This is a genomic window from Microbacterium sp. LjRoot205 (assembly GCF_056175745.1).
Map to the genome: position 1 here is coordinate 60,283 of NZ_JBGFFH010000002.1, position 21,638 is coordinate 81,920.

Consider the following 21,638-nt stretch of genomic DNA (forward strand, 5'->3'; position numbering starts at 1 on the left):
CACCATCCCGAGCGTCCTTGTCCATCTGCATGCTTCTCCAGAGCATCCCGACGCTACGCGGCTGGTGCGCTCCGCAGCGAGGGAGTTTTGGTTCGTGGCTAGACCCCGCACCCCGATTGGCACCTACGGCGTGATCGCGCACCGAAGGCTCCCCGGCGGCCGGCACGAAGCCCGCACGCGCTACCGCGACTGGGACGGCAAGAGTCGCCACGTCCAATGCACCGCCGATACCCGGCCGGCCGCGGAACGAGAGCTCAAGAAGAAGCTCTCCGAGCGATCCCTGTTCCATCCCGGCTTCACCGGGATGAGCGCCGACAGCTCGTTCCCCGCCCTCGTGGACTACTGGCTCGAGGACATGGAAGTCGAAGACCGGCTCTCGCGCACGACCAGGCAGCTCTACGAGCGGAACATGCGCACCCTGGTGCTGCCCTTCTTTAAAGACCTGACTCTCCGAGAGATCGGCGTCTCCCGCTGCGACCACTACCTCAAGCAGCTTGCCAAGCTCAGCTACAACCGGGCACGTCAGGCACGCGTCGTACTGCGGCTCGCGCTCGGCCTGGCCGTGCGGCACGAGATCATCCCACGCAACCCGATGGACCACGTCTCCCGGCTGCGCCGCCCACCACGCATCCCTGACTCCTTCACCCCAGACGAGATCAAGAGCATCCGCGCCGCGATCCGCAAGTGGGAGCAGCGCGAGATCCTCGCCGGACCCCGACCCGACGAGCAACTCGGGCACATCGTCGAGGTGATGCTCGGCACCTCCGCCCGCATCGGCGAGGTCCTCGCAATACGCCTACAGGACCTCGACCTCAACGGCCCGATCCCGACAGTGCGGATCGCCGGCACGATCGTCAGCCGTCGCGGCGAGCCCACCCACCGGCAAGACCACCCCAAGACCGCCCGCTCAGTGCGGCGTGTCGCGCTCCCTGCTTTCGCTTTGCGCGCCGTGCGCGCGCGTCTTCAGAGGGTGTCGAGCATCGATCCGGAAGAGTTGCTGTTCGCCACGCGGGCAGGGACGCCATTCACCACGAACAACGTGCGCCGTCGCCTCCGCGACATCATGGACGAGGCCGGCATCGCTGGCGTCACCCCGCACCGCTTCCGACGCACGGTCGCTACGACGATCAACGACGCCGCCGGTATCAACCTCGCCGCCGACCTGCTCGGCCACTCTGACCCAATCATCACCCTGCAGCACTATGTGCGCCGCAACGAGACCGTCAACCCGGCTACCGCCGACTACCTCGAGGAAGCCTTTGGGCTGGCAAGTTGAACGTGGTTGCCACTGGGATGCCCTCGCCCAACGTCGACCCAGCGGGCATTGGGTCGGCGGGTCGCATCGCCCATGCCGAAGGGGCTGGGAGAGGCTCCCGATAGGATGAGGCCACTGGTACGGAAGCCCTATCCGTGCAAGAGGAGTTGGCAGAGACAGCATAGGAAGCCGATGACTGAACCTTCGATGATCGACTTCCGCGTGCATGCGATGGCCGCTGGGAGCGACGACGGCGGTCGGGTGCTGTTCCAGAGGATGCTCTCGGCGCTCATTGCAGTCGAGTACAAGACCGCGACGGACATCCGCCCCGACCCTGGGGATTGGGGCATCGACGTCATGGTGGGCAGCCTGGCAGAGTCGATCATGATCTGGCAGTCCAAATACTTCTACGACAAGATCGGCGATTCTCAGAAGCAGCAGATTCGCGAGTCCTTCGATTCGGCCATGAAGCATGCGAAGGCGAACCACTACCGCGTAGATGCCTGGATGCTCTGCGTTGCGTGTGAGCTCAGCGCGCCCGAGAAGAAATGGTGGGACAACAAAGTCCGAGAGTGGTCGAAGGCCTACCCGGACGTGCAGTTCGACCTGTGGGATGCATCTCGGCTACGTCGCAAGCTAATGTCGCCGGACGCCCGCGCCGTCTGGGAAGAGTTCTACGGCCCCAGCAAGGATGCCTCGGTGCTTCAAAATCACGCGGCCGCACTGCAAGCGGAGCCGCCCTTGCTCGCCCCGCGAGCCGGGACTCCGCGATACGACGAAGCTCTATTCGTCAAACAGATGGAAGTGGCCGGGATTGTTGAGCTTGACGCACAGCGGTACGCGTTCTTCAATGCAGACCTCCTCGTCAGGGACGTGGCGGCACGAGCCGTCCCCGCTCAACTTGCCGCGGTCGACGAGATCGATGCGACGCTCCAGGGAAGCTGGGAGCTCGCGGTAGCCGACCCTGCCACCACACCTAGCGCCAGCGACTACACGGGCTCCGCACGGAAGCTCTTCGCGTCCGTGATGCGAGAGGCTGGAGCGATCAAGGCGCCAGACGGGCTACCGTTGCGGCCCGTTCACAGTTCTGGCCTGATGCACCGGATCGTCGACGACACTCGTGCCGGATGGGTGCATGACTGGAGAGACGTTGCGCGCGAGCATGCCGAGTCCGGTAACTCCGCAACTGTCGACTCACTATCTACGGATGCCACAGAAGGAGCGGAGTCGTGAACGACTCCCTAGGCTCCCTCTTCCTCCACAGCGGGCATGGCGAGGAAACCCCGACGGCGATTACAGCCCCCGAGGATCACACTACTTTCCGACTCGCCCAACTCATCATCCTTCTCGCCGAAGTTGCGCCTGCAGATGTCAAAGGGCTCGATCTGGAGCGCATCGGCTACTACGACTTCTTCGCGGCCAATCCCTTCGCGATGATCGAAGAGGCGAACGTTCGAGACCGGGCCCGCTTGCACCGCGCTTCATTCGATGAGAGCCAACTCTCGTATGCCTCGACCGGGTCGCGTTTCGCCAACAGGCGCCAGCGTCTTCAGCACGACCTGTCCCTCCTCGTGGCATACGACCTCGTGGTGCCGCGCGGCGGTGGCTTTGGATCCACCGAACGAGGGGCAGAAATAGCTGACAGATTCAGCGCGCTCTACGCGGATCAGTACCGCGAATCGGTGCGTGTCGTGCATCAGCACCTCAAGAGGCTTTCGGAACCTCAGCTCGCGGCAAGTGCAAGAAGGTGGCTGCGCACCCCGTCGCTCGTCCTTGACCTCTACGGGGTCTCCGCCGGCGACCCGGATGGCTCCGATGCTGTCACGGGCCTCCAGAACAACCAGGGTGATCCCAATGGCCGATAAAGACCCCACGACACCGACGCCGCCCGCTGCCGAGGACCCGGCGGATTCCGCGCCTGTGCGCGGAATCCGTATCCGAAGGCTCCGCCTCCTCGGTATTACGAAACCCTACGACGTCGACTTCTTCGATGAGACGCACGCGATCCTCCGTCCCCTTGGCATCATCGCTGGCCGGACGAACACCGGGAAGACCGCGGTCCTTCGCTTCATCGACTACGCGATGGGAGCTTGGGACTACCCCAGCCACTCGGAGGTGCAGCGTCAGGTTCGGGCAGTGCTCCTCGAGATTCAGACGCCTGACGGCATCTTCACCCTGGAGCGCGCACTCGGCGGCAAGAACGTCACTCTCTATCCGTCCCCGATCGATGAGCTGAGCGAGGTCACTGGAGTTCGCCATGTTGTCGAACCCATTAGCGACCCCGACAGCATCTCCCAATGGCTGCTCGCTACCGTCGGACTTCAGGATGTGAACCTTAAGGAGGCGCCCACCAAGGACGATTCCGGAACTGATCGACTTAGCTTCCGCGACCTCATGTGGCTCTGCCTCTACTACAACGAGCGAGTTGGCAGCCAGCAGCTACTTCACACTGGCAACTACATGAAGGAACTCAAGCTTCGCCAGGTTGTAGACGCGATCTTTGGCGTGCACGACAATGACCAAGCCGACCTCGCTCGGCGAGTACGAGACGCCCAGACCGCACTTGAGTTCCAGAGACGGTCGATTGAGTCCCTGCAGGAATTCGTCGAACAGCAGGAACCCAAGGCGATCGAAGCACTTCAGATCGAAGCAGAGGACCTCGACAAGGAGTTCGCCGAGGTTACGACGGCACTCAACCAGCTTGACGCTCGAGAGAGAGCCGCATCAGACTTCGCGACGCAACTCCGACAGCGGCACGCCAATCTCACCACGGTGGCGACGGCAGCCGATGCCCTTGTCAGAGACCGTGTCTCTCTCATTGATCGATTCGCCAGCCTTCGTGCGCAATATGCGGACGACGTCCGCAAGTTGACTCTGCTTGTCGAAGCGGGAAGCGTCTTCAACGAACTCAACGTGACCATCTGTCCTGTTTGCTTCAATCCACTACCTCAGCAGGAGATCCGATCGGACGGCACCTGCAGCCTCTGCCACCAGCCGGTGAAGCCCGAGGGAGAAGAAGGTACCGATGCCTCCACGAGGGCGAGCGCCGATGCGGAACTGGCAAAACGCGAGCTGCGAGCTGCCAACCGTCGATACAAGGAACTCGACGACTACTGGCAGAGGCTGAATGAGGAATTGCCACGCCTCCGTGAGCGTGCGTTGCACGCTGCCGAAGCCGAGTCGACAGCCAGCACGGAGCTCGACAACGCTACGCGAACAGCCGTGAGCCCTTTCCTCGGGGAACGCACCGAACTCGAGCGGCGCCGACAAGCCACTCTTGTCCTGCGGAACAAGGTCACGAACGGCATGAAGCTCCATACCGGCCTTCAGGCTCGACTCACGTCCTACGACATCGCCCGCCGGAATCTCGAAACTCTTCGGAAGGAACAACGCGAGACGAAGGATCGCCCAGACCGCTCCACAGTGATCAGCTCAGTCTCCGCTCGCTATTCGACGATCCTCCATGAGATTAACTACCCCAAGGTTGACGAGCCCGGCGTGCTCCCGCCCTATCTCGACGACAAGCTTGTGCCTTACGTTCGCGGCCAGCACTTCAAGGAGGCCAGTAGCGGAGGTCAAGTCCTCGTCACACTCGCATGGATGCTTGCGGTATTCGAGACGGCCTACGAGTCGAATCATGCACACCCCGGATTCCTCATGATCGACACCCCGCAAAAGAACCTGGGTGGGCTTGCCGATGATGCAGAGTTCGCAGACATCCACCTCGTCGAGCGGTTCTACAACCACGTCGAAGCTTGGCTCGCGGCCGCAGGCCAAGGCGCCCAGATCGTCATCGTTGATAACACCCCACCGATCGCGGTCGACCCTCACATCGTCGTCCGTTACACACGCGATCCTGCGACCGCACCTTTCGGGCTGATCGACAATGAGACCGGCGCGGACCCGCAAGCCGAGCCTGAAGCCGCCTCCGAAGATTAGTCTGTTGTCCAAAAGAGGCCGCGCACCTTCCCACGTAAACCCCGCGTAAACGTCGGAGCGGCATTGCGGAAGCTGTGTTGACCGGGACCRAACCGGGACCAGAACCATGCAAACCATGCAACGCATGAGGTGAAAACAGGGCTTCTGGGGGGCAGAGAAGCCCGGAAAATCAAGGAAAAGGCCTGAACCGGGTACCTGGGGGTCAAGGGGTCGCAGGTTCAAATCCTGTCAGCCCGACCACAAGGGCTGTTGGCAGTACTGATTGCACAACAGCTAGAGAAAAGGGAAGGGCACCTGCTTCGAGCAGGCGCCCTTCCCTTTTTCATGTCGGCGGCGCTGGATTCCGGTTCAGATAGTTGGATCTGACCGATTCTGGGGCCGAGAAAACGAACGCGCGCGGCTTTCGGGCGCGTTCGATTGTCCTGGTGTTGCGGGGAGCGTGCCGGGCATGCCGCCGGCGTGTGTGGTCAGTGAGGGGAGGAGCTCAGGTACGCATCGGTGTCAGCGCGAGCACGTCATGCACAGATGAGCCCGGCGATGTCGAAGATGATGTTCGACCGCCCCTCGGGATGGTGAGGTCACCGCTACCCGTGGTCTTCGTGTACCGGTTCGCCCAGACACGGTCGCGGCGGCGGATAGTGTGCACGCGTGGGGTCGTGCGCGCTCGTTCGATCTCTTGGTCGCTCAGGAATGCGGCGATCTTGCGAAGGTTGTGATTGACGATCAGGATCGTGACGAGGATCTGCGCTGCCGTGATGCCGCGAACTCGGCGGCGGCCAGCGGTCTCGATATCCGCGTCGCCCGATGCCTTGAGCTGATCGTTCCCGGACTCGACGGTGTTGCGGGCGTGGTCGTGGAAGGTCTCCCACTCCTCGGTGCCGTAGTCGAAGGCCTGCTGGGGTGACTGCATCTCGGTGAGGTCGAACGCGGCTGAGTGCTTCTTGCAAATGGTGTCGAGGAACTCTTCTTCAAGTGTCTCGGGCTCGACCTCGGGGCGGGCCTTCTTGGCCGCGCTGAGCATCATCTCGCGGAGAGGGCAGGTGACGGTCGGGCTGGGGCCGAGGGCAGGGCAGCGCAGCATCGCCTTTCCATCGGCGACCTTCGCCTTCTCCTTGACGTGCAACTGGTACGCCTTCCGCTCTTCGATGCGCGCACGGTGCGTTCGGACGTCGATCACATCGCCCAGGCGATCCGGTGTGGCGTTCAAAAGGGGCTTCGGCGTGCTCGGGCAGTATGCATCGCCTTCGACGAATAGGGCGCCGTGCTGACCGCCCTTGACCCCGACGCGGTCGGATCGGTAGTCCGTGGACGGAGTGAAGCCGGTCTTCAACGCCGGCTTCAGGAGTCGAAACGGCTTGGCGTTGGCCCAGTACTGCTTGTCAGCGTCGGCGACACCCGGGGCAAGTTCGAGCATCGCTGCGGCCTCGAGGAGGTGTGCGGCCTCTTCTGCCACTTCCATGTTCGGGATACTGAGCGACGCCGCGACCACGAGGCTCGGGAAGCGCTTTGAACCGGGCTGTTCGGCATCGACGCGGACGGCCAGGTTCGCCACCCACCCCCAGTCATAGTCCGCCGACTTCCCACGCTCAGGCGCGGTCTGGTCGACCTCGCCCTTCTGGTTGTCGACCCGCTCAGCTCTTCCGCTCTTCACATGCCACCCCGCGAAGGCATCCACGGGCCCCGGCGAGAGTTCGCCGAAGTTGGCTCCCTGCTCAGCCTTGACCTTGCTCGCAAGGTGCTTGCGGCTGTACCCCTTGGTGGTGGGTGTGCCGATGTAGGTCTGGTCGAAGGAGACGTCCAACTGCTTCGAGGCGCGACGGACGGCTCGAGGCTGAACCATGAACGTCATGCGGATGAACAGGCGGGTGTACTCGTCCAGGCGTGCCTTGTACTTCTCCGCACGCTCTGCGTCGTGATGGCGAAGGATCTCCTGGATCTGGGTGTGAGTCTTGGCGGTGTAGAGCTCCTGCGGGTATGGGTCCATCAGCGTCTTCATCCGGTGGAACGCGCGAATCGTGTTCGTATACCAGCGCTTCGTCGTGGCGACATGGGTAGCGAAGCTCGTGGGCGTCTCAGGCAGGTCGAGGAGCTCGCTCGACTTCGTGGAGAGCCTGTGCTGCAGCACGTACGCGGCCCGACGGATGTGCAGCGGCGCCCCCTCCTGGGCAAGAAGAAGAAGCGCGGTGAGCAGCGCGCGGTAAGAGATCCTCGCGGGTCGTCCGCCCATTCCGTCGCGGTTGGCATCCTAGGCAGCCCAACGGTCGAGCTGCTCGAGGATGCCGGACTGCCTGACGCGAGTTTCGACCAACGCCACGGTCGAGTCGTCGAACTGCTGAAGGTTGCGGCCGCGGCCGAGGATCTCACGCTCGGTGATGCCGCATTCGTCGTTGTCGTCGAAGGCACGGTAGTAGTCGATGTCGATGGAGGTCATCGTGCGACCTCCGCTCCGACGAGCTGGGCAGTGAAGTCGGCGACGTCGAGCACGTTCGCGTGCTCGTAGTAGCGGACGAGGGTCGTGTAGTGCTCGAAGCCGGCGACATCTCGGAGAACGGGCAGCGGCACGTTGTTGTTGATGTGGTGCAGCAGCCATGCTGCACGAAGCGCTGCCGGAGTCGGGCGTACGGGAGCGGGGTGGTCGGTGAGGAAAGACTGGATGATGCGGGGCGGGTACTCGGCGATCCGCGGGCCACGGAACAAACGCTGGTCGGTGTCGGTGCGGCCGTCGATGCTGCGCAGCAGCACTCGAGCCCAGGCGCGACGGACGGGCACGCGTCGGCCGCGCTTCCCGACGACATCCACCAAAACGACGTCGCCGTCGCGGTGAATGTCGCAGACGCGGACCTCGACGATCTCGGCCGCGGTCAGCCCGGCACCGCCGGCCAGTCCGAGGAGCGCCTGAGCGTTCTGACGCTTCTTCACCGTTGTGAGCGAGTTCGCCCAGCTGTGCATCGACGCGATCTGCTTCGTGGTGAACGGGGAGCGGACCATCCCGTGCGGTGCTGAGATGGCGATGAGGTCGGGATCGGCGAGCTCGCGGCCGATCTTCACGAGCTGGCGGGACACGCCCCACCGGTGACCTTCAGAGCGGTTCTTGTGAACCGTCGAGAGGAATCGGTCGATGTTGCTCTGGGTGTAGACGCGAGGAATAGTCAGCTCGGTACCGGTGCGTGCCCAGGCCCACATGTGGAAGGACGGGGACATCGTCATCAGGCGCCGGGTCACATCGAACGAGTGCGGCAACATCAATGCGGCGGTCTCGACGGTGAAGGACCGTGTGGCCGCCCAGGCGCCAGCCATCGTCGCGCTATTCGGGCGGAACTTGACGATGATGGGCGCCGCCAGCTCGGGCAGCTGCGGGTGAGAGGCGAGCAGCGCTGCGGTCTCGTCGAGGATGTCGCTGAGTCGGTGGTTTGGGGTCATGACCACCCTGTACGCGGCTGCTCGAAAAAGCTCGCGTACGGCGTGTCGCATGACCCGCAACACGACTCACCGACCTAGTCCACAGAACGTGTGAGGTCCGACTTCGATGGCGGGAGCGGTGCCCGCGACGGAAGGAACCGTCGAATCCGATCCAGCGCCGCGAGGTGCTCGAGCCCGGCGGTGCGGAGAAGGTCGCGCGGCGGGGTTCCGGCCTGCAAGTGGGCAAGGAGCCAGGTGGTCCGCATCCGCGCCGGCCGAACATCCAGCTTCGTCGTGTGCCCCCGATGCAAGAAGTCGGTGACCTGCGCCGACCGCACACCAGTGCGTCCAACGCGGAAAACCCACTGGTCGTCGCCCAGTTCTCCTATCGCTGCGCGGAGTCCGGGTTGCCACGCAGGGAGCACCGGGACGAGCCGTGGTCGCCCCGACCACACCAGAATGTGGATCTCGTCTCCGCGCACGTCGATGTCCCCGGTGCGCACGGACAATAACTCCCGGGTCGCGAGGCCTGCTCCGAACCCCATCGCGAGGAGGACAGCAGCGTCCCGACGGCGGACAGTCGACCCCTGTGCGCTGGCCCAGCTCCGGAGGGCGGCGATCTCGGCTGAGGTATATGGCGGAGTGGGATCAGACCGAGGGATGGGGAATGGGACCTCTGAGGGTGGGGTCACGGCGTCGACGATGGTGAGGAGGACGGACCGATACGTGGCCCTACTGCCGCGCGTGAACGATTCCATCCCTCGGTGGACGTACTCTTCGACCACTCGACGCCGGAACATCCGTGCGACGTCGAGTTCCAGGCCCTTGGTCTGCCACGCCCACAGCACGAACGCCGTCGCGACCGGATACAGCGAACGTGGCTCTCGACCGGTCCTGCGTGCGGTCTTCGTGACTGCGGCCGTCACTACCGGCTCGAGCGTCGTCCAGTACCGCGCCGCCTTCTTCGGCGCGAAGGATCCGTTGCCCGCTTCGTTTCCATCGCCGGTATACGTCATCGTCAGGCCGCTCCTACTGCGGCAGCGGAGTTCGCGGCACCTGGTCGATGACCAACACCGTGGCGGACGTGCGGCGAGTGAATAAAACTCCTGGGACGTCTCGGTCGATGAGGAGAACCATCGGGTCGCCGACTCGGCACGTCGCGACGGCGACCAGTGCGGCGGATTCGGGATCGAGCACCGCACGGATTCCTGCGCCCACCTCTACCGTGCGGGTGACCCGACGCTCGTTCATGTCGAGGCGATAGGCGACGCCGTCATCCGTGGTCACTACGAAGACGCCGTCCATCTCGTCGAGCACCCGGTCTTGCGGCTCGTCGTCGATGTGCACGATGGCGCCTCCCTTCAGGTGCCAGCAACCCTACGAAGCCGTTGGCGGCGACTCCGCCGACTCAGCGACACTGCCGCGTGCACTCGGCGCGGTCTGACTGCCGGGGCACACCGCGCATAGGTGCATTGGGCGAGCCGTCTCGCCCATGAAAGGACCCTGTGCGCGCGTCGACCCCCGCAGAACTCCACGCTGAAGCCGAACGACTACGACGGGCCGAGGGGCCTATCGATCCCGTGGCCGACCGGTTCGCCGCGGTCGTTACCCTGGTCTTCGACGCCCAGGTCGTACCTCAGCGCCGCGCCGTGAACTGGATCAGGTCACTGCATGCGTACGAAGATCACTGGCGAGAACTCGGCCGCGCGCCGCGCGAGAACACTCGTGCCAAGGCGACCCTCACGGATGAGGAACGTCACCTCGGCGAGTGGGCTCGATACCAGCGTCGCTTCGAGGGTGGCCTCAATGCCTATCAGCGTGCTCGGCTCGACGTCTCACCCGCGTTCGAGTGGGATCCTCTGGATCGCGTGTGGAATGAAAAGTTCGAAGCATGCGAACGATTCGTCACTGTGCACCGCACGCTCCCTCGACTTCATGCGGCAGATCGAACGGAGTTCCTGCTCGCACGCTGGCTCGGCCGCCAACTGCTGAGACTGCGAAGCGGTCGGCTGGAGATGGTTCGCACTCGTCAGCTGCACCGACTCCTCCGAGAAGCGCGACGAGCTTAGCTAGGTCGCACCGTGTGGTCACTCGCCACTGGAGGACCCCTCAGGAACTCCACGACCACGCGTCGTGCCTCGCCTCCAGAAGAATTTCGTCGAGCCGGCCTGCGAGCATCTTCTCGATGGCGGTCGCTTCGCCGTCAGGGTAGGGCGTGTTCAACCACTGCGCCCAGGTCCAGCGACTCTGAGTTCCGGTCTGCAGAACGCGAAGGACTTCGGTCAACCCTTCGACCACCCTGCCGTCGCGTAGCTGGAACGCAGGGAAGAGATTGACGTCGTCATCAGTGAGCAGCATGAGGAGCCGAAGCGTGCGCCCGGCCTCCACCACCTCGGCTTCCGTCCATTCGAGGGCGCGGGCCATGCTCACCACGGTGTAGCAGGGGCCGATGATCCGAGCCCAGGGGTTCGGTTCATCTTCGGTCACTGCTCATCCTCGGGGTCTCGAGTGTGGCGCTGGCGGACGTCCTCGATGATCTCCTCGAGGCTGCGGAGTCCGTCGATGTAGTCCTGGGCATCACGAAGCGCTTGAGCAGAGGGCCTCAATCCGTCCAAGACTCCCGAGTACAGGGACTCGGCTACGCTGTTCATCCGCTGCTCCCGCGCTTTACGAGAACCGTCGTCGTCGGCAAGTCCGCGGAGGATGGCCAGGCTCGGCGTCGCCATCCTGAGGTTAGTCATGTCGAGGATCCCGAGGTTCCACTCGTGACCTTCGCGCCCGAGACTCGCCACGCGACGACCATCTGAACTCTGTCCGCCCGCCCCGACATGCAGGTGCCCATGAGCGAGGAGCTCCGGGCGCACTGCATCCCAGACCTCGCTGACCCGCGCGCGCGACGCCGCGGACGCCTCCAACGCCGCCTTCGGGAAGCCATGCGGGTTGGTGCGGAGGATCTCACGGACAGGGCGGACAGGGGTGTTGGCAGGTGACTCGTGGGTGAGCATCAGGTCGGCGGGGCCGCCGGCGATGGCCTCGGCGACACTCTGGTCACTGATTGCCTCTTGCGGCCACCAGGTCAGCCCTTCGATCCTCGACTCGCGGTCGACAGACGCGGCGCCACCCAGTGACAGCACGGAGCGCCCACCGATGGTGAGGCGCGCAGGCCGCGGGAGCAGCCACACGAGCTTAGAGACTCGCACGGCTTCGCCGGGGTACTTGTTCATGAGTGGGGTGATCTCACCCCACGGCTCATGATTCCCTCCGGTCACGTAGATGCCTGTGATGCCCGTCTCAGTGAGCGCCTCGTCGACCTCTTCCGGGGGCATCGACCAGTCGCCGAGCTGCAAGATGGTCGTCACGTCCGGCGCGAGGTGGGGGAGTGCCCTCGCCAGCATCCGGATCCAACCGACGTTGCCGTGAACATCCCCTAACACCCGGACTCGCTGGTCTGGCAACGTGATGTCGGCTGCGTGTTCCAGGGCATCCACGGGGTCTCCGATCGAGTCAGCGACGCGATACATCCTGCTCGCGCGCACGGTGACGACCAGCGTCACATGTCGGTGGCGTGCAAGGGCAGAGCCGTCGCGCGACTTGTCGATGAATCGGCGAATCGAGCAGAGATCTCGACGCCGGCGAATCGCCCGGGTCGGTTGAAGAGAGTTGCGGAGCGCAGGATTGCCGGAACCGAGGAAGGCTCGCTGAGGATCAGCGTCTGTCCTCGTTCAGCGCGGGGACCACTGAGGCTCGCGTCGCAAGGATCTAATTGGCGTTGTGGTCGCCGTGCGCAGACCTCTCCGGATAGGTCTCAGAAACGAGCGAGAAACTCGGCGGCTGCGTCGTTGAGTGGCGTCCAGGTTGCAGTTCCTACGTCGTACTGAATGACACCAACAGGAGCAACATCGGCGAACTGCTGTGCTGAAGTTGTGAGTGTCCCAGAGGTCCACAGGAGCGGGACCCGTCCGACTGCCACTCCGACTCCGAAGATCTCACGAACTTCCTCGACGGGAACAGCGCCGGCGTAGTTCTTGACGCTGACGGCGAAGCCATCGGCGATGACGTCGACTCCGCCGTCGGCTGTTTGCTGGGTCGTCTCGGCGTCATGGAGTCCGATCCATCGGAGCGCATCGGTCACCCACAGTTCCGCACCTCGAGGAGAAACGCCGTATCGCTGGGGCTTCGGCCGGTCGAAACCGGCGGCCGCTCGGCGGGCAGCATCTTCACGTTCACGTTCACGCTCCGCAGCGGCGTCCATCTCGGCGGCGACCAGCCTCTCGAGATGATCCTTGTAGGACGTGAGGATCGGACGGACGATGCGGTCGACCGCGGATTCCGCCTTCTCGTTCAGCTCGGCCCGACGATTAGCTCGCCGTTCGATCTCAACTGCGCGAGCTTCTGCGAGCGTGGGGAGCGGGGCGAGTGGGTCTCGACCGTAGTAGTACCGCTGACTCGACGCTCGAAGCGTTGCAACGAGTTCGTTCGCCCACTCACTCGCGACGATCCCGAGTTCGGGAAGCTTGAGTTCATGTGTGAGCTCATTGAAGACGGGGGCGATCTCCACGCGAGCTTCGATGACGGGTCTCAGCGCGTTAGTTGCGGTGTCAGGAAGATCCGGGAAACCGTCGAGACCCATGGTCAGCAGCAGCGGTCCACATATCCGACCAATCTCCCGATAAATCGCTGTGACCTGGTCCTGCGGGATCGGAGACCAAGGCTCCGAGACGATCTGCTCTACGACCAAGCGCACGTCTTCGGACAGCTCCCAGTGGGCATTGCCGCCGTGGCGTCCGACTTCCGTTCGGATTCGATCACGAACCGCTTCGTACGTGAGATCAGCGGCTTCCTGCTCGTGCTGGGCGTCTTCAGACCGTGTCTTCTTCGCGCTGGCGAAGTACACCGACATCAACGAGTCGCGCAGCTCTTCATCGAGGCCGGAGAGCGACGAGGACAGAACCGAGAGGACATTGACGAGGTGCTCGCGCACGGCAGCGGGGGCGTCTTCGGTCGATGCCGGCCATGCTCGGCCGGAGATCTCTCCCTCTCGGAGAAAGATCAATCGAAGCAGGTCCCACGAGATGTTCTCGATGGACGCATCGCGTCTCCGAGCAGCACGCGTTGTTGTTGTCTCTGATTCACTCATGTGCTCTCTCCCTCATCCAGCGATGCAGACGGATGCGACGTCTCGCTCACCGCGCTAGCTGCAAGGCCGCCGAAGTCCTGCCCGCCTCCGCAGCGTTTCGTCCACTACGGTTGTGCGTTGTCCCGTTCCTCGGCGTATCGCGGCGCCATCGCTTCCATCTGATCCATCACCAGTTTGATGGCTTCGGGCTGCTTGTCCGGCGGGTACTTGTATCGGACGAGCAAGCGTTTGATGGATGAGCGTAGCTTGGCGCGGACGTCATCGCGGACTGTCCAGTCTGTGCGCACATCCCGGCGCATCACAATCACAAGCTCGCGCGCGATCTCTGCGAGCCCGCCCTCGCCCTGGACATCGACGGCGGATTCGTTCGTCGCCACAGCATCGAAGAACGCCAGCTCGTCGCTACTCAAGGGCGGAGCAAAGCGAGATCCTCGTGACGCCTCGGCGGCGACGTCCTTGGCCAAAGCGACGAGCTCGGCGATGACTTCCGCGGCGGTCAGCTGCTGATTCGTGTACCGAGTCATGACCGCCGAGATCCGCTCGGAGAATGCGTGCTGCCGGATGAAGTTCCCCCGTGTTGCAGCGGTGCTGGCATCGATAAGCGACTTCCGGAGTGCCTCGATGGCAAGCTGGGGGTTTGATGCCTTCTGCGCCTCTGTGATGTACTCCGGGCCAAGATTGTCGAGCGTGAGACGGGGCAGACCCGCCGCGTCGTAGATATCGAGGACCTCGTTGGATGCCATCGCCTTCGCCACGAGTGCGCTGAGTAGGCGCTGGATGTCTTCGGGGATGGGCTCGTCACGCGCTTGACGCTCCGAAGCATCGAACTTCGCCATCCACACGCGGACTTCCTCGTAGAACGCGATCTCGTCATGCAGTTCGCTCAGCGAGGATCGTCCCGAGGCAAGCGCCCACAAACGAGACAGCGCGCCACTGGCCGCACGATAGCGAGCCTTCAACGTCTGCTTGTCCAGCGACGGATCGTTGAGCGGACTGCCGCTGTCGCGGAGGAAGTTGGTCGCAAGAGTCGCCGCGGTCATCAGCGCACGAGGACCACCGCGGCGAACGACTGCGCGCCAGTCGCACCCGTGAAGCATCTCCCTGATGTCGGACACCAGCTCGAGGGCCAGAGCAGCCGCCTCGTCGACGTTGCGACCGATGGGGCGCTTCTCCTGGTCGTCCTGCGTGTACTCCGCGAGTGCCTGGGTGAGGTTGTCCGCCAGCGGGGCATATGCGACGAGGAGTCCGTCCGCTTTACCGCGGAAGGTGCGGTTCACACGGGCGAGTGTCTGCATGAGCAGTGCACCCTTGAGTGGGCGATCCAGGTACAAGGTGTGCAACGGGGGAGCGTCAAACCCGGTGAGCATCATGTCCTTGACGATGACGAGTTCGAGTTCGTCGGCCGGGTTCTTCAACCGCTCTTTGATGGCCGCGTTCTCGGAGTCGCGGCGGACGTGGTTGCTGATGGGCGGTTGATCTGCGGCAGTCCCGGAATAGACGACCTTGATCTTTCCGCCGTCGAGCGCGTCCGAGTGCCACTCGGGGCGGAGCGCGGTTACGGCGTCGTAGAGGAGTGCGCAGATCTCGCGGGTGCCGCCGACGATGAGCGCCTTCCCGGGAGATTCGATAAACGGGAGCACCCGTTCGCGGCGTTCCTCCCAATGAGAGACAAGATCCTCTGCGAGGGTCGCAATGCGCTGCGGTGCGCCGTACACGGCGTTCACCACTGCCACGGAGGCCTCCAGCCGTGCGCGCTCGGTCTCGTCCAGTCCGACCGTGTACTCGTCGGCGGAGCGGTCGATGTCCTCCTCGGCCGCATCAGCGCTGAACCCGACCTTGATGAGTCGAGGCTCGAAGTACACCGGGACCGTCGCGCCGTCGGCGACGGCGCGGGTGAGGTCGTATATGTCGATGTAGTCGCCGAACACTGCACGCGTGTCACGCTCGGCAAATGAGATCGGTGTGCCAGTGAAGGCGATGAGTGTGGCATTCGGGAGTGCGTCGCGGAGATGTCGGGCATACCCGTCGAGATCGTCGTAGTGGCTGCGATGCGCTTCGTCGACGACGACGATGACATTGCGTCGGTCGGTCAGCAGCGGGTGCTGGGTCCCGGCCTCCTTTTCCTTGTTGCTGAGACCGAACTTCTGCAGTGTCGTGAAGTAGATCCCGCCGGTGACCCGGTCACGCAGTTCCGTGCGAAGCTGTGCGCGTTCGGTGACCTGCATCGGCTTCTCGGGCAGTAGGAGGCTGCGGTCGAACGAGTGGAACAGCTGGCCGTCGAGTTCGTTGCGGTCGGTGACGAGGACGACCGTGGGGTTCCTGAGCTTCGGGTGCCGCGCCACGAGATTCGTGTACAGCTCCATCTCCATGGACTTGCCGGAGCCTTGCGTGTGCCAGACGACGCCGGCCTTGCCGGTGGACTCGACCGCCTGAACGGTGCTGCCGACAGCCTTGGCGACGGCGAAATATTGGTGCGGCTTCGCGATCCGCTTCATGAGGCCTTCAGAGCCCTCGTCGAACGCGATGAAGCTGCGCAGCAACTGCAAGAATCGTTCCTGGTTGTATAGCCCGGTCAGCGCATCATCGAGCGGAAGCACATCCTGACCAGCCTCGATCCGAGGCTGATGGAGCCTGCCGCCATCGTCATCGACGTTCCAGGGGGCGAAGTGGTTCAGCGGGGTGAACGGTGTGCCGTACTTCGCGTCGACACCATCGCTGGTGAGGACGAACGCGCAGAAGCGAAAAGCCATGGGGAACTCGCGCAGGTAGGTATTGAGCTGGTCGCGGGCCGATGAGACCCCTATCCCCGCAGCGCCAGCACGCTTGAGCTCCACGATGCTGAGCGGCATCCCGTTCACGTACAGCACTACGTCGAAGCGGCGATGAAGGTCGCCCTGTCTGAGGGTGACCTGGTTGACCGCCAGCCAGTCGTTGTCGGCGGGGTCGGGGCCGAGAAGCCGAACCCGCACATTTCGCTCTTGCCCGTCGGGGTCGAGATAGCTCAGTGGGTACCCGCCAATGAGATACTCGTGGACCCGGTGGTTCTCCGTAATGGCGTCCTGCGACATAGGCGCCGCGATCTCCGATGCCGCTTGCTGCAGGTAGTGCAAAGGAACGGTCGGATTGAGTGCTTGCAGGGCGCCTAGCAACCGGGGGCGAATCAGAAGCTCATCCCACGTCTCACGCTCTCCGCTTCCGGGTGCGATTTGCTCGCCGCGGAGCGGATGCCAAAGCAGAGGTTCAGCGAGCGTGTCGAGTGTCGCTTGTTCCCAGGCGGATTCGGGAATCCCGGTCACGATTTATGCTCCTGACATTTTCTGGCCTGCGGCTCTGCGGATGACATCGACGAAGTTTGGCGCGTACGCCCCCCATGTCTCGGAGATCTTGTCCGCGTCGATCTTGCCCATATGGATCCCCTCGCACAGCCTGACCCACCCTTCACCCATCGCAGCGGTGAGCGCGAAGGCGATACTTGCTCCGATGGCACTGCCAGCGCCCGGGATCAGCTTGAGGAAACTGCGAGCGAGAGCTTGCCCGCTGATCTGTACTCCAAGTTGCGCGAGTGCCGAAGCGGACATCATGGTCTTCAGCTCGAGGTCGTAGATCGCGGCAATGCGACCCATCATGGTCATTTGGATCGGCGCCAGGGCCACCGCATCGGCGACGGGAATTGGAACCGCGGCGGCAGCTGCTGCAGCAGTCGCCGCTGCAGCGATGACCGGACGGGCCATCTCCCGCTTCCAGGGGAGGTTGAGTCGCTGGGCGATGCGAAAGGCATCCTTCTCGTCTTCAGGCGAAAGCGTAAGCGTCTCCGCAACGAGCTCACCGAGACCGTGCCCCGAGCCCCTTCCGTTCCTGTCGCGCGTTGAGGTGAGAATCACCCTCTGGATCGGAAGTTCGATGTGATTGCCCTCTGCATCGACCGGCTCTTCCAACCACGAGGTGAACTCCTCCACGTCCTTCGGAGGGTTGCGTTTGCCCGTGACCGGGTTCTTCGACCAGTCGACCTTTGTGAGCACCAGGATGACCGGCAGGCCCGCAGCATCGAGTTCGCGAATCATGGCGATGTCGGGCGGTGTCAGACGGTCGGCCTTCGACAGAATGCAATACCAGACCACGGAGATCTGCTCGACGGCGGGACGCTTCGCGATAATCGCGAGGTTCGCCCGGAGCGTATCGGCCGGGGACGTGGTCGAGCCGATCTCGAAGCCCTCGAGATCCCAGATGCCCAGGGAATCGTCGTGGTAGTAGTCGGCTCCACGAGTGACAGGCAGCCCCTTGCCCACCTTCGCGAGGTCGCGTCCGAAGACAGCGTTGATGAGCGACGACTTACCGACGCCGGTGCCGCCGACTACGGCGAGGTTGAACCTGCCGTACCGTGACTTAGCTGTCTCATTGGCCTCGAGGAAGGGCGTGTCGTCGACCTTCGGTGCGTCGGCGGGAAGCGGGTCTGGCGTGCCGGTCATGTCTGTTTCTACTTTCAATTTGTTGGAGGTGCTGCCGGTGCGAACTCGAACTTCAGGTTTGCGTCGGGATCGATGGCTGCGGCGATATTCGTGTAGAAGACTCGTGCCTGATCCCGCAACAGTTCCTCGTTCTTGGCGAGATACTCTGCCTGCAGCTCGTCACCGAAGACATCGTTTACCATCGCGACCTTGTCGATCTCGGGCGTCGTCCAACTGAGGACATCGGTGCTCTCTGCGGCAACCTCGATGTTCTGATTGTTGAGTCCGATGACAATGAATGCGGGGATAGATACGAGGAACGATCCATCGGGTTGCTGATCGATGGTCACTTCGCTGGCGTCGATGCCCAGCTTTGCATCGAAGCTATAGCGCAAGAATGCCGCACGTGAGTTGGGGATGCTGAGGAACAGGAACTGACCGTTCTCAGTCTTCCGCTCGCGGATTCCTTCAATGCCGAGTGTCACCAGCGCGACCTCCTGCGTGCGCGTAATCGCGTTGACCACCTGAGTGTTCTTGTCGGTCGTGGCGCCGACCCACTCCACGACTGGAGGCCGGATGATGAAGAGCGCTCCGGCTGCAAGTATTGCGCCGACGACTACCAACGTCGGCCATAGGAACAGGCTTTTTCTCATGCTGCTTCTCTCGGGCGAGCGGATCAAACACCAGCTGCGGAGGCCGCGGATTCCGCGTCCCGGACTCGAAGTGTTCCGGACATAAGCGGTGTCAAGAGTGCATCGCGGGTAGCGGCGAGCGTGCGCGTTTCTCGTTCAGCGCTCGCGACCAGCTGCCGCAGTGGGGCTGCGATGCTCTCGAATGCGGTGCGATCAGAAGCATTTAGCGACGGGATAGGGGCCCCAAGGAACTGTTCGGCGCGTACTGCTGGATAAGTGCTTCCTTCCGCGACGTTCTCGAGGTATGCGGTGAAAGCGGGGCGCTTAGTCGCCTCGTAAAGGTAGGCGTAGCCAATAGTGCGGGGCGAAAGCACGGCGAGTCCTGTTGACGCGACGAGCTCCGGTTCGTCGTCAAGCACTAGGGCATGAGAGCGACGGTTCGGTCGGACGGTGGACCAGACCGTGTCGCCAGGCGCGACGCGTCGACGCGCCCTAGTCGGCGCGTCATCCCAAGCTGAGCGGTTTGGGTAGTCCATCGAACCAACACCGACAGACGAAACGTCGATGTAACGTAGCGATCCTCCTGCGGTCGGCCTCACGGTCGAGCTGTTCACATCAGCGACGGTACCCAGATGTACATCCGGAACAGTTGACACCGACTTCTCGAAAAGACTTGCAAGGTAGCGGTCAGTCGCGTTTGCTAGAGAGATATTTGCGACGATCTTGTCGTCGAGTGCCCCCAGCACCTCGGCAATCGCCTGCTGCTCCGCCAGCGAGTCATGCACTGGCACGAGGAGCTTGCCGAAGTCTCCCTTCTTGAAGTGCGGGATCATGGTGCCGACGTGCAAGTTCTTTATGCGCTCTTGTACCAAAGGCGAGCGAAGCGCATACAAGAGATACCGTCCTGCAATGCGTGTCCGGTTTGGTCGCAGCGAAACCATGTCCTGCGCAATGACGAACGGCACGGGGTCTGGTACTAAGGCTGTCCGTCCTGGATCTCCCTTGCACACGAATATGATGTCGTCGGCTGCCGGGTGGCCTCTGAACCAGGTTCTGTACGTCACGTCGTCCACGTACCGGACGTTCTCAAACGTAGGAAATAGTAGGTCGCGCCGTATGCAGTTGGTCGCGATGAGGGGGACGCCCTCTTGTGCTGTCGGACAGCTTCGGCCACGGTTGTCAATCACCGCCGAGAGTAACTGCGGAAGGGCCAACTCGGACATCGTCATCGGAGCACCCTCCCGAGCTGTGTGCGCACCAGCTCGGCGAGGCTCGCCGATTCAGCAATGTGGGCATCCAGTTCAGTCTGCAGCCGAGTGAGCTTCTCCTCTATGGGCTCGCGGTCGCCTTCGATGTCCAAAGCTCCAACGTATCGACCCGGGGTCAAGGCGTATCCAGCATTCTTGATCTCGGCTAGCGTCGCTGAGTAAGCGAACCCCGGAACGTCGCCATATTCAGTGTGCGCAGCATCCGATTCGATGCCGCGCCAGGCGTGGAAAGTGCCCGCGATCTTTGTGATGTCATCGTCGCTGAGGGCTCGTTCCGCGCGGTCAGTCATGTGGCCGAGGTTGCGGGCGTCAATGAATAGCACTTCGCCAGCACGCTTGGCTTTGTCCTTGCTGAAGAACCAGACGCAGACGGGGATTCCGGTTGAGCGGAACAGCTGGGTGGGAAGAGCGACCATGCAGGAGATCAGGTCGGCTTCCACGATCTCGGCGCGGATCTGAGCTTCGCCGCCGCTGCTAGATGACATCGACCCGTTGGCCATGACGACGCCGGCCTGTCCGCCGGGTGCGAGTTTGGAGAGGATGTGCTGAATCCAGGCATAGTTGGCGTTGTTCGCGGGAGGGACGCCATAGCGCCAGCGGGGGTCAGATTCGTTTCGGGCCCAATCTTTTATGTTGAAGGGCGGGTTGGCCATGATGAAGTCGGCCTGGAGATCTGGATGCAGGTCCCTGGCGAAGGTGTCGCCCCAGCGTGGTCCGAGATTTCCGGTGAGGCCGTGGATGGCGAGGTTCATCTTCGCCATCCGCCAGGTGCGCTCGTTGAGTTCTTGCCCATAGACGGAGATATCGGCGCCCTCACCGTGGTGTGCTTCGAGGAACTTCTCGGCTTGGACGAACATGCCGCCGGAGCCGCACGCAGGGTCGTAGACGCGTCCGCGGGTGGGCTGGAGAAGATCGACGAGTACCCTGACGACGCCAGCAGGTGTGTAGAACTCTCCTCCGCGCTTGCCTTCGGCGGCCGCGAACTTCTCGAGGAAGTACTCGTAAACCTCGCCGAGGAGGTCGCGGGCGCGGCGTCCGGATTCGCCTGACTGCCCCTGTCCGGCGAAGCGGGCCGAGTTGAACAGGTCGATGAGTTCGCCGAGGCGGCGCTGGTCGACGTTCTCGCGGTTGAAGATGCGGGGGAGGGTGCCGGCCAGTTGCGGGTTGGCGTGCATGACAGCGTCCATCGCTTCGTCGATGAGCGCGCCGATGGGGCGTTCTGCTTCGGTGCTCTTGGCGTTCTCGGCGAGATGGCCCCAGCGGGCCGTGGCAGGGACCCAGAACACGCCGCGGCCGGTGTACTCGTCGGTGTCGTCGATGAGTGCGCTGATCTGGTCAGCGTCGTAGCCATCGGCTTCGAGCTCGGTGCGGATGGCAGTGCGGCGTTCATCGAAGGCGTCGGAGACGTACTTGAGGAACACGAGGCCGAGGATGACGTCCTTGTACTGGGAGGCGTCCATGGAGCCGCGGAGTTTGTCGGCGGCCTTCCAGAGCGTGTCCTTCAGTTCCTTCTTGGTGGATGGGGCCGCGGTCGCGGACTTGGTGGTGCGGGGCATGAATCCT

17 protein-coding genes are annotated in these 21,638 nt (G+C 63.2%); 4 read left to right on the top strand and 13 right to left on the bottom strand.

All coding sequences use genetic code 11. From position 1 onward, the window contains the following. Positions 1–130: 130 nt before the first annotated feature. The 4 genes from AC04ME_RS06100 to AC04ME_RS06115 all read left to right on the top strand — a co-directional run bounded on the left by AC04ME_RS06100 (position 131) and on the right by AC04ME_RS06115 (position 5,194). Positions 131–1,276, top strand: coding sequence for a tyrosine-type recombinase/integrase (locus AC04ME_RS06100; protein WP_475434082.1), 1,146 nt, complete (start codon positions 131–133; stop codon positions 1,274–1,276). 171 nt (positions 1,277–1,447) lie between these two features. After that, positions 1,448–2,488: a hypothetical protein gene (locus tag AC04ME_RS06105; RefSeq protein ID WP_087132401.1), complete on the top strand. Its 1,041-nt coding sequence runs from the start codon at positions 1,448–1,450 to the stop codon at positions 2,486–2,488. Beyond that, positions 2,485–3,120, top strand: a complete 636-nt coding sequence (locus AC04ME_RS06110) for a hypothetical protein (RefSeq protein ID WP_087132402.1) — start codon at positions 2,485–2,487, stop codon at positions 3,118–3,120. The genes AC04ME_RS06105 and AC04ME_RS06110 overlap by 4 nt, the downstream gene beginning before the upstream one ends. Further along, positions 3,110–5,194: a hypothetical protein gene (locus AC04ME_RS06115; protein ID WP_475434083.1), complete on the top strand. Its 2,085-nt coding sequence runs from the start codon at positions 3,110–3,112 to the stop codon at positions 5,192–5,194. The genes AC04ME_RS06110 and AC04ME_RS06115 overlap by 11 nt, the downstream gene beginning before the upstream one ends. Before the next feature lie 484 nt (positions 5,195–5,678). Here the strand turns inward: AC04ME_RS06115 and AC04ME_RS06120 are convergent, their stop codons facing one another. From AC04ME_RS06120 to AC04ME_RS06180, 13 genes are all read right to left on the bottom strand, one after another. Further along, complete coding sequence (locus AC04ME_RS06120) at positions 5,679–7,421, bottom strand: hypothetical protein (RefSeq protein ID WP_475434085.1); 1,743 nt, start codon at positions 7,419–7,421, stop codon at positions 5,679–5,681. Between the two features lie 18 nt (positions 7,422–7,439). Beyond that, positions 7,440–7,625, bottom strand: a complete 186-nt coding sequence (locus tag AC04ME_RS06125) for a hypothetical protein (RefSeq protein ID WP_475434087.1) — start codon at positions 7,623–7,625, stop codon at positions 7,440–7,442. Beyond that, the gene (locus tag AC04ME_RS06130) at positions 7,622–8,614 is read right to left on the bottom strand and encodes a tyrosine-type recombinase/integrase (RefSeq protein WP_475434089.1); all 993 of its coding nucleotides are present in this window, start codon (positions 8,612–8,614) and stop codon (positions 7,622–7,624) included. Before AC04ME_RS06130 ends, AC04ME_RS06125 begins: the two co-directional genes overlap by 4 nt. Positions 8,615–8,688: 74 nt before the next feature. Continuing rightward, on the bottom strand, positions 8,689–9,609 hold the full coding sequence (locus tag AC04ME_RS06135; protein WP_475434091.1) for a hypothetical protein: 921 nt from the start codon (positions 9,607–9,609) through the stop codon (positions 8,689–8,691). Between the two features lie 13 nt (positions 9,610–9,622). Beyond that, entirely contained in the window at positions 9,623–9,940 is a 318-nt protein-coding gene (locus tag AC04ME_RS06140) for a hypothetical protein (RefSeq protein ID WP_475434093.1), read from the bottom strand. A gap of 762 nt (positions 9,941–10,702) precedes the next feature. Beyond that, a complete protein-coding gene (locus tag AC04ME_RS06145; protein WP_475434095.1) occupies positions 10,703–11,017 on the bottom strand; it encodes a hypothetical protein in 315 nt (104 codons plus the stop codon). 59 nt (positions 11,018–11,076) lie between these two features. Continuing rightward, complete coding sequence (locus AC04ME_RS06150) at positions 11,077–12,114, bottom strand: antitoxin VbhA family protein (RefSeq protein ID WP_475434097.1); 1,038 nt, start codon at positions 12,112–12,114, stop codon at positions 11,077–11,079. A 284-nt stretch (positions 12,115–12,398) separates the two neighbouring features. Next, positions 12,399–13,730, bottom strand: coding sequence for a restriction endonuclease (locus tag AC04ME_RS06155; protein WP_475434099.1), 1,332 nt, complete (start codon positions 13,728–13,730; stop codon positions 12,399–12,401). A 104-nt stretch (positions 13,731–13,834) separates the two neighbouring features. Next, a complete protein-coding gene (locus AC04ME_RS06160; protein ID WP_475434440.1) occupies positions 13,835–17,029 on the bottom strand; it encodes a type I restriction endonuclease subunit R in 3,195 nt (1,064 codons plus the stop codon). After that, positions 17,030–18,196, bottom strand: coding sequence for a GTPase family protein (locus tag AC04ME_RS06165; protein ID WP_475434101.1), 1,167 nt, complete (start codon positions 18,194–18,196; stop codon positions 17,030–17,032). Positions 18,197–18,210: 14 nt separating this feature from the next. After that, entirely contained in the window at positions 18,211–18,828 is a 618-nt protein-coding gene (locus AC04ME_RS06170) for a hypothetical protein (protein ID WP_475434103.1), read from the bottom strand. A 23-nt stretch (positions 18,829–18,851) separates the two neighbouring features. Beyond that, positions 18,852–20,036, bottom strand: coding sequence for a restriction endonuclease subunit S (locus AC04ME_RS06175; protein WP_475434105.1), 1,185 nt, complete (start codon positions 20,034–20,036; stop codon positions 18,852–18,854). Further along, on the bottom strand, positions 20,033–21,631 hold the full coding sequence (locus tag AC04ME_RS06180) for a class I SAM-dependent DNA methyltransferase (RefSeq protein WP_475434107.1): 1,599 nt from the start codon (positions 21,629–21,631) through the stop codon (positions 20,033–20,035). Before AC04ME_RS06180 ends, AC04ME_RS06175 begins: the two co-directional genes overlap by 4 nt. Between the last annotated feature and the right edge of the window lie 7 nt (positions 21,632–21,638).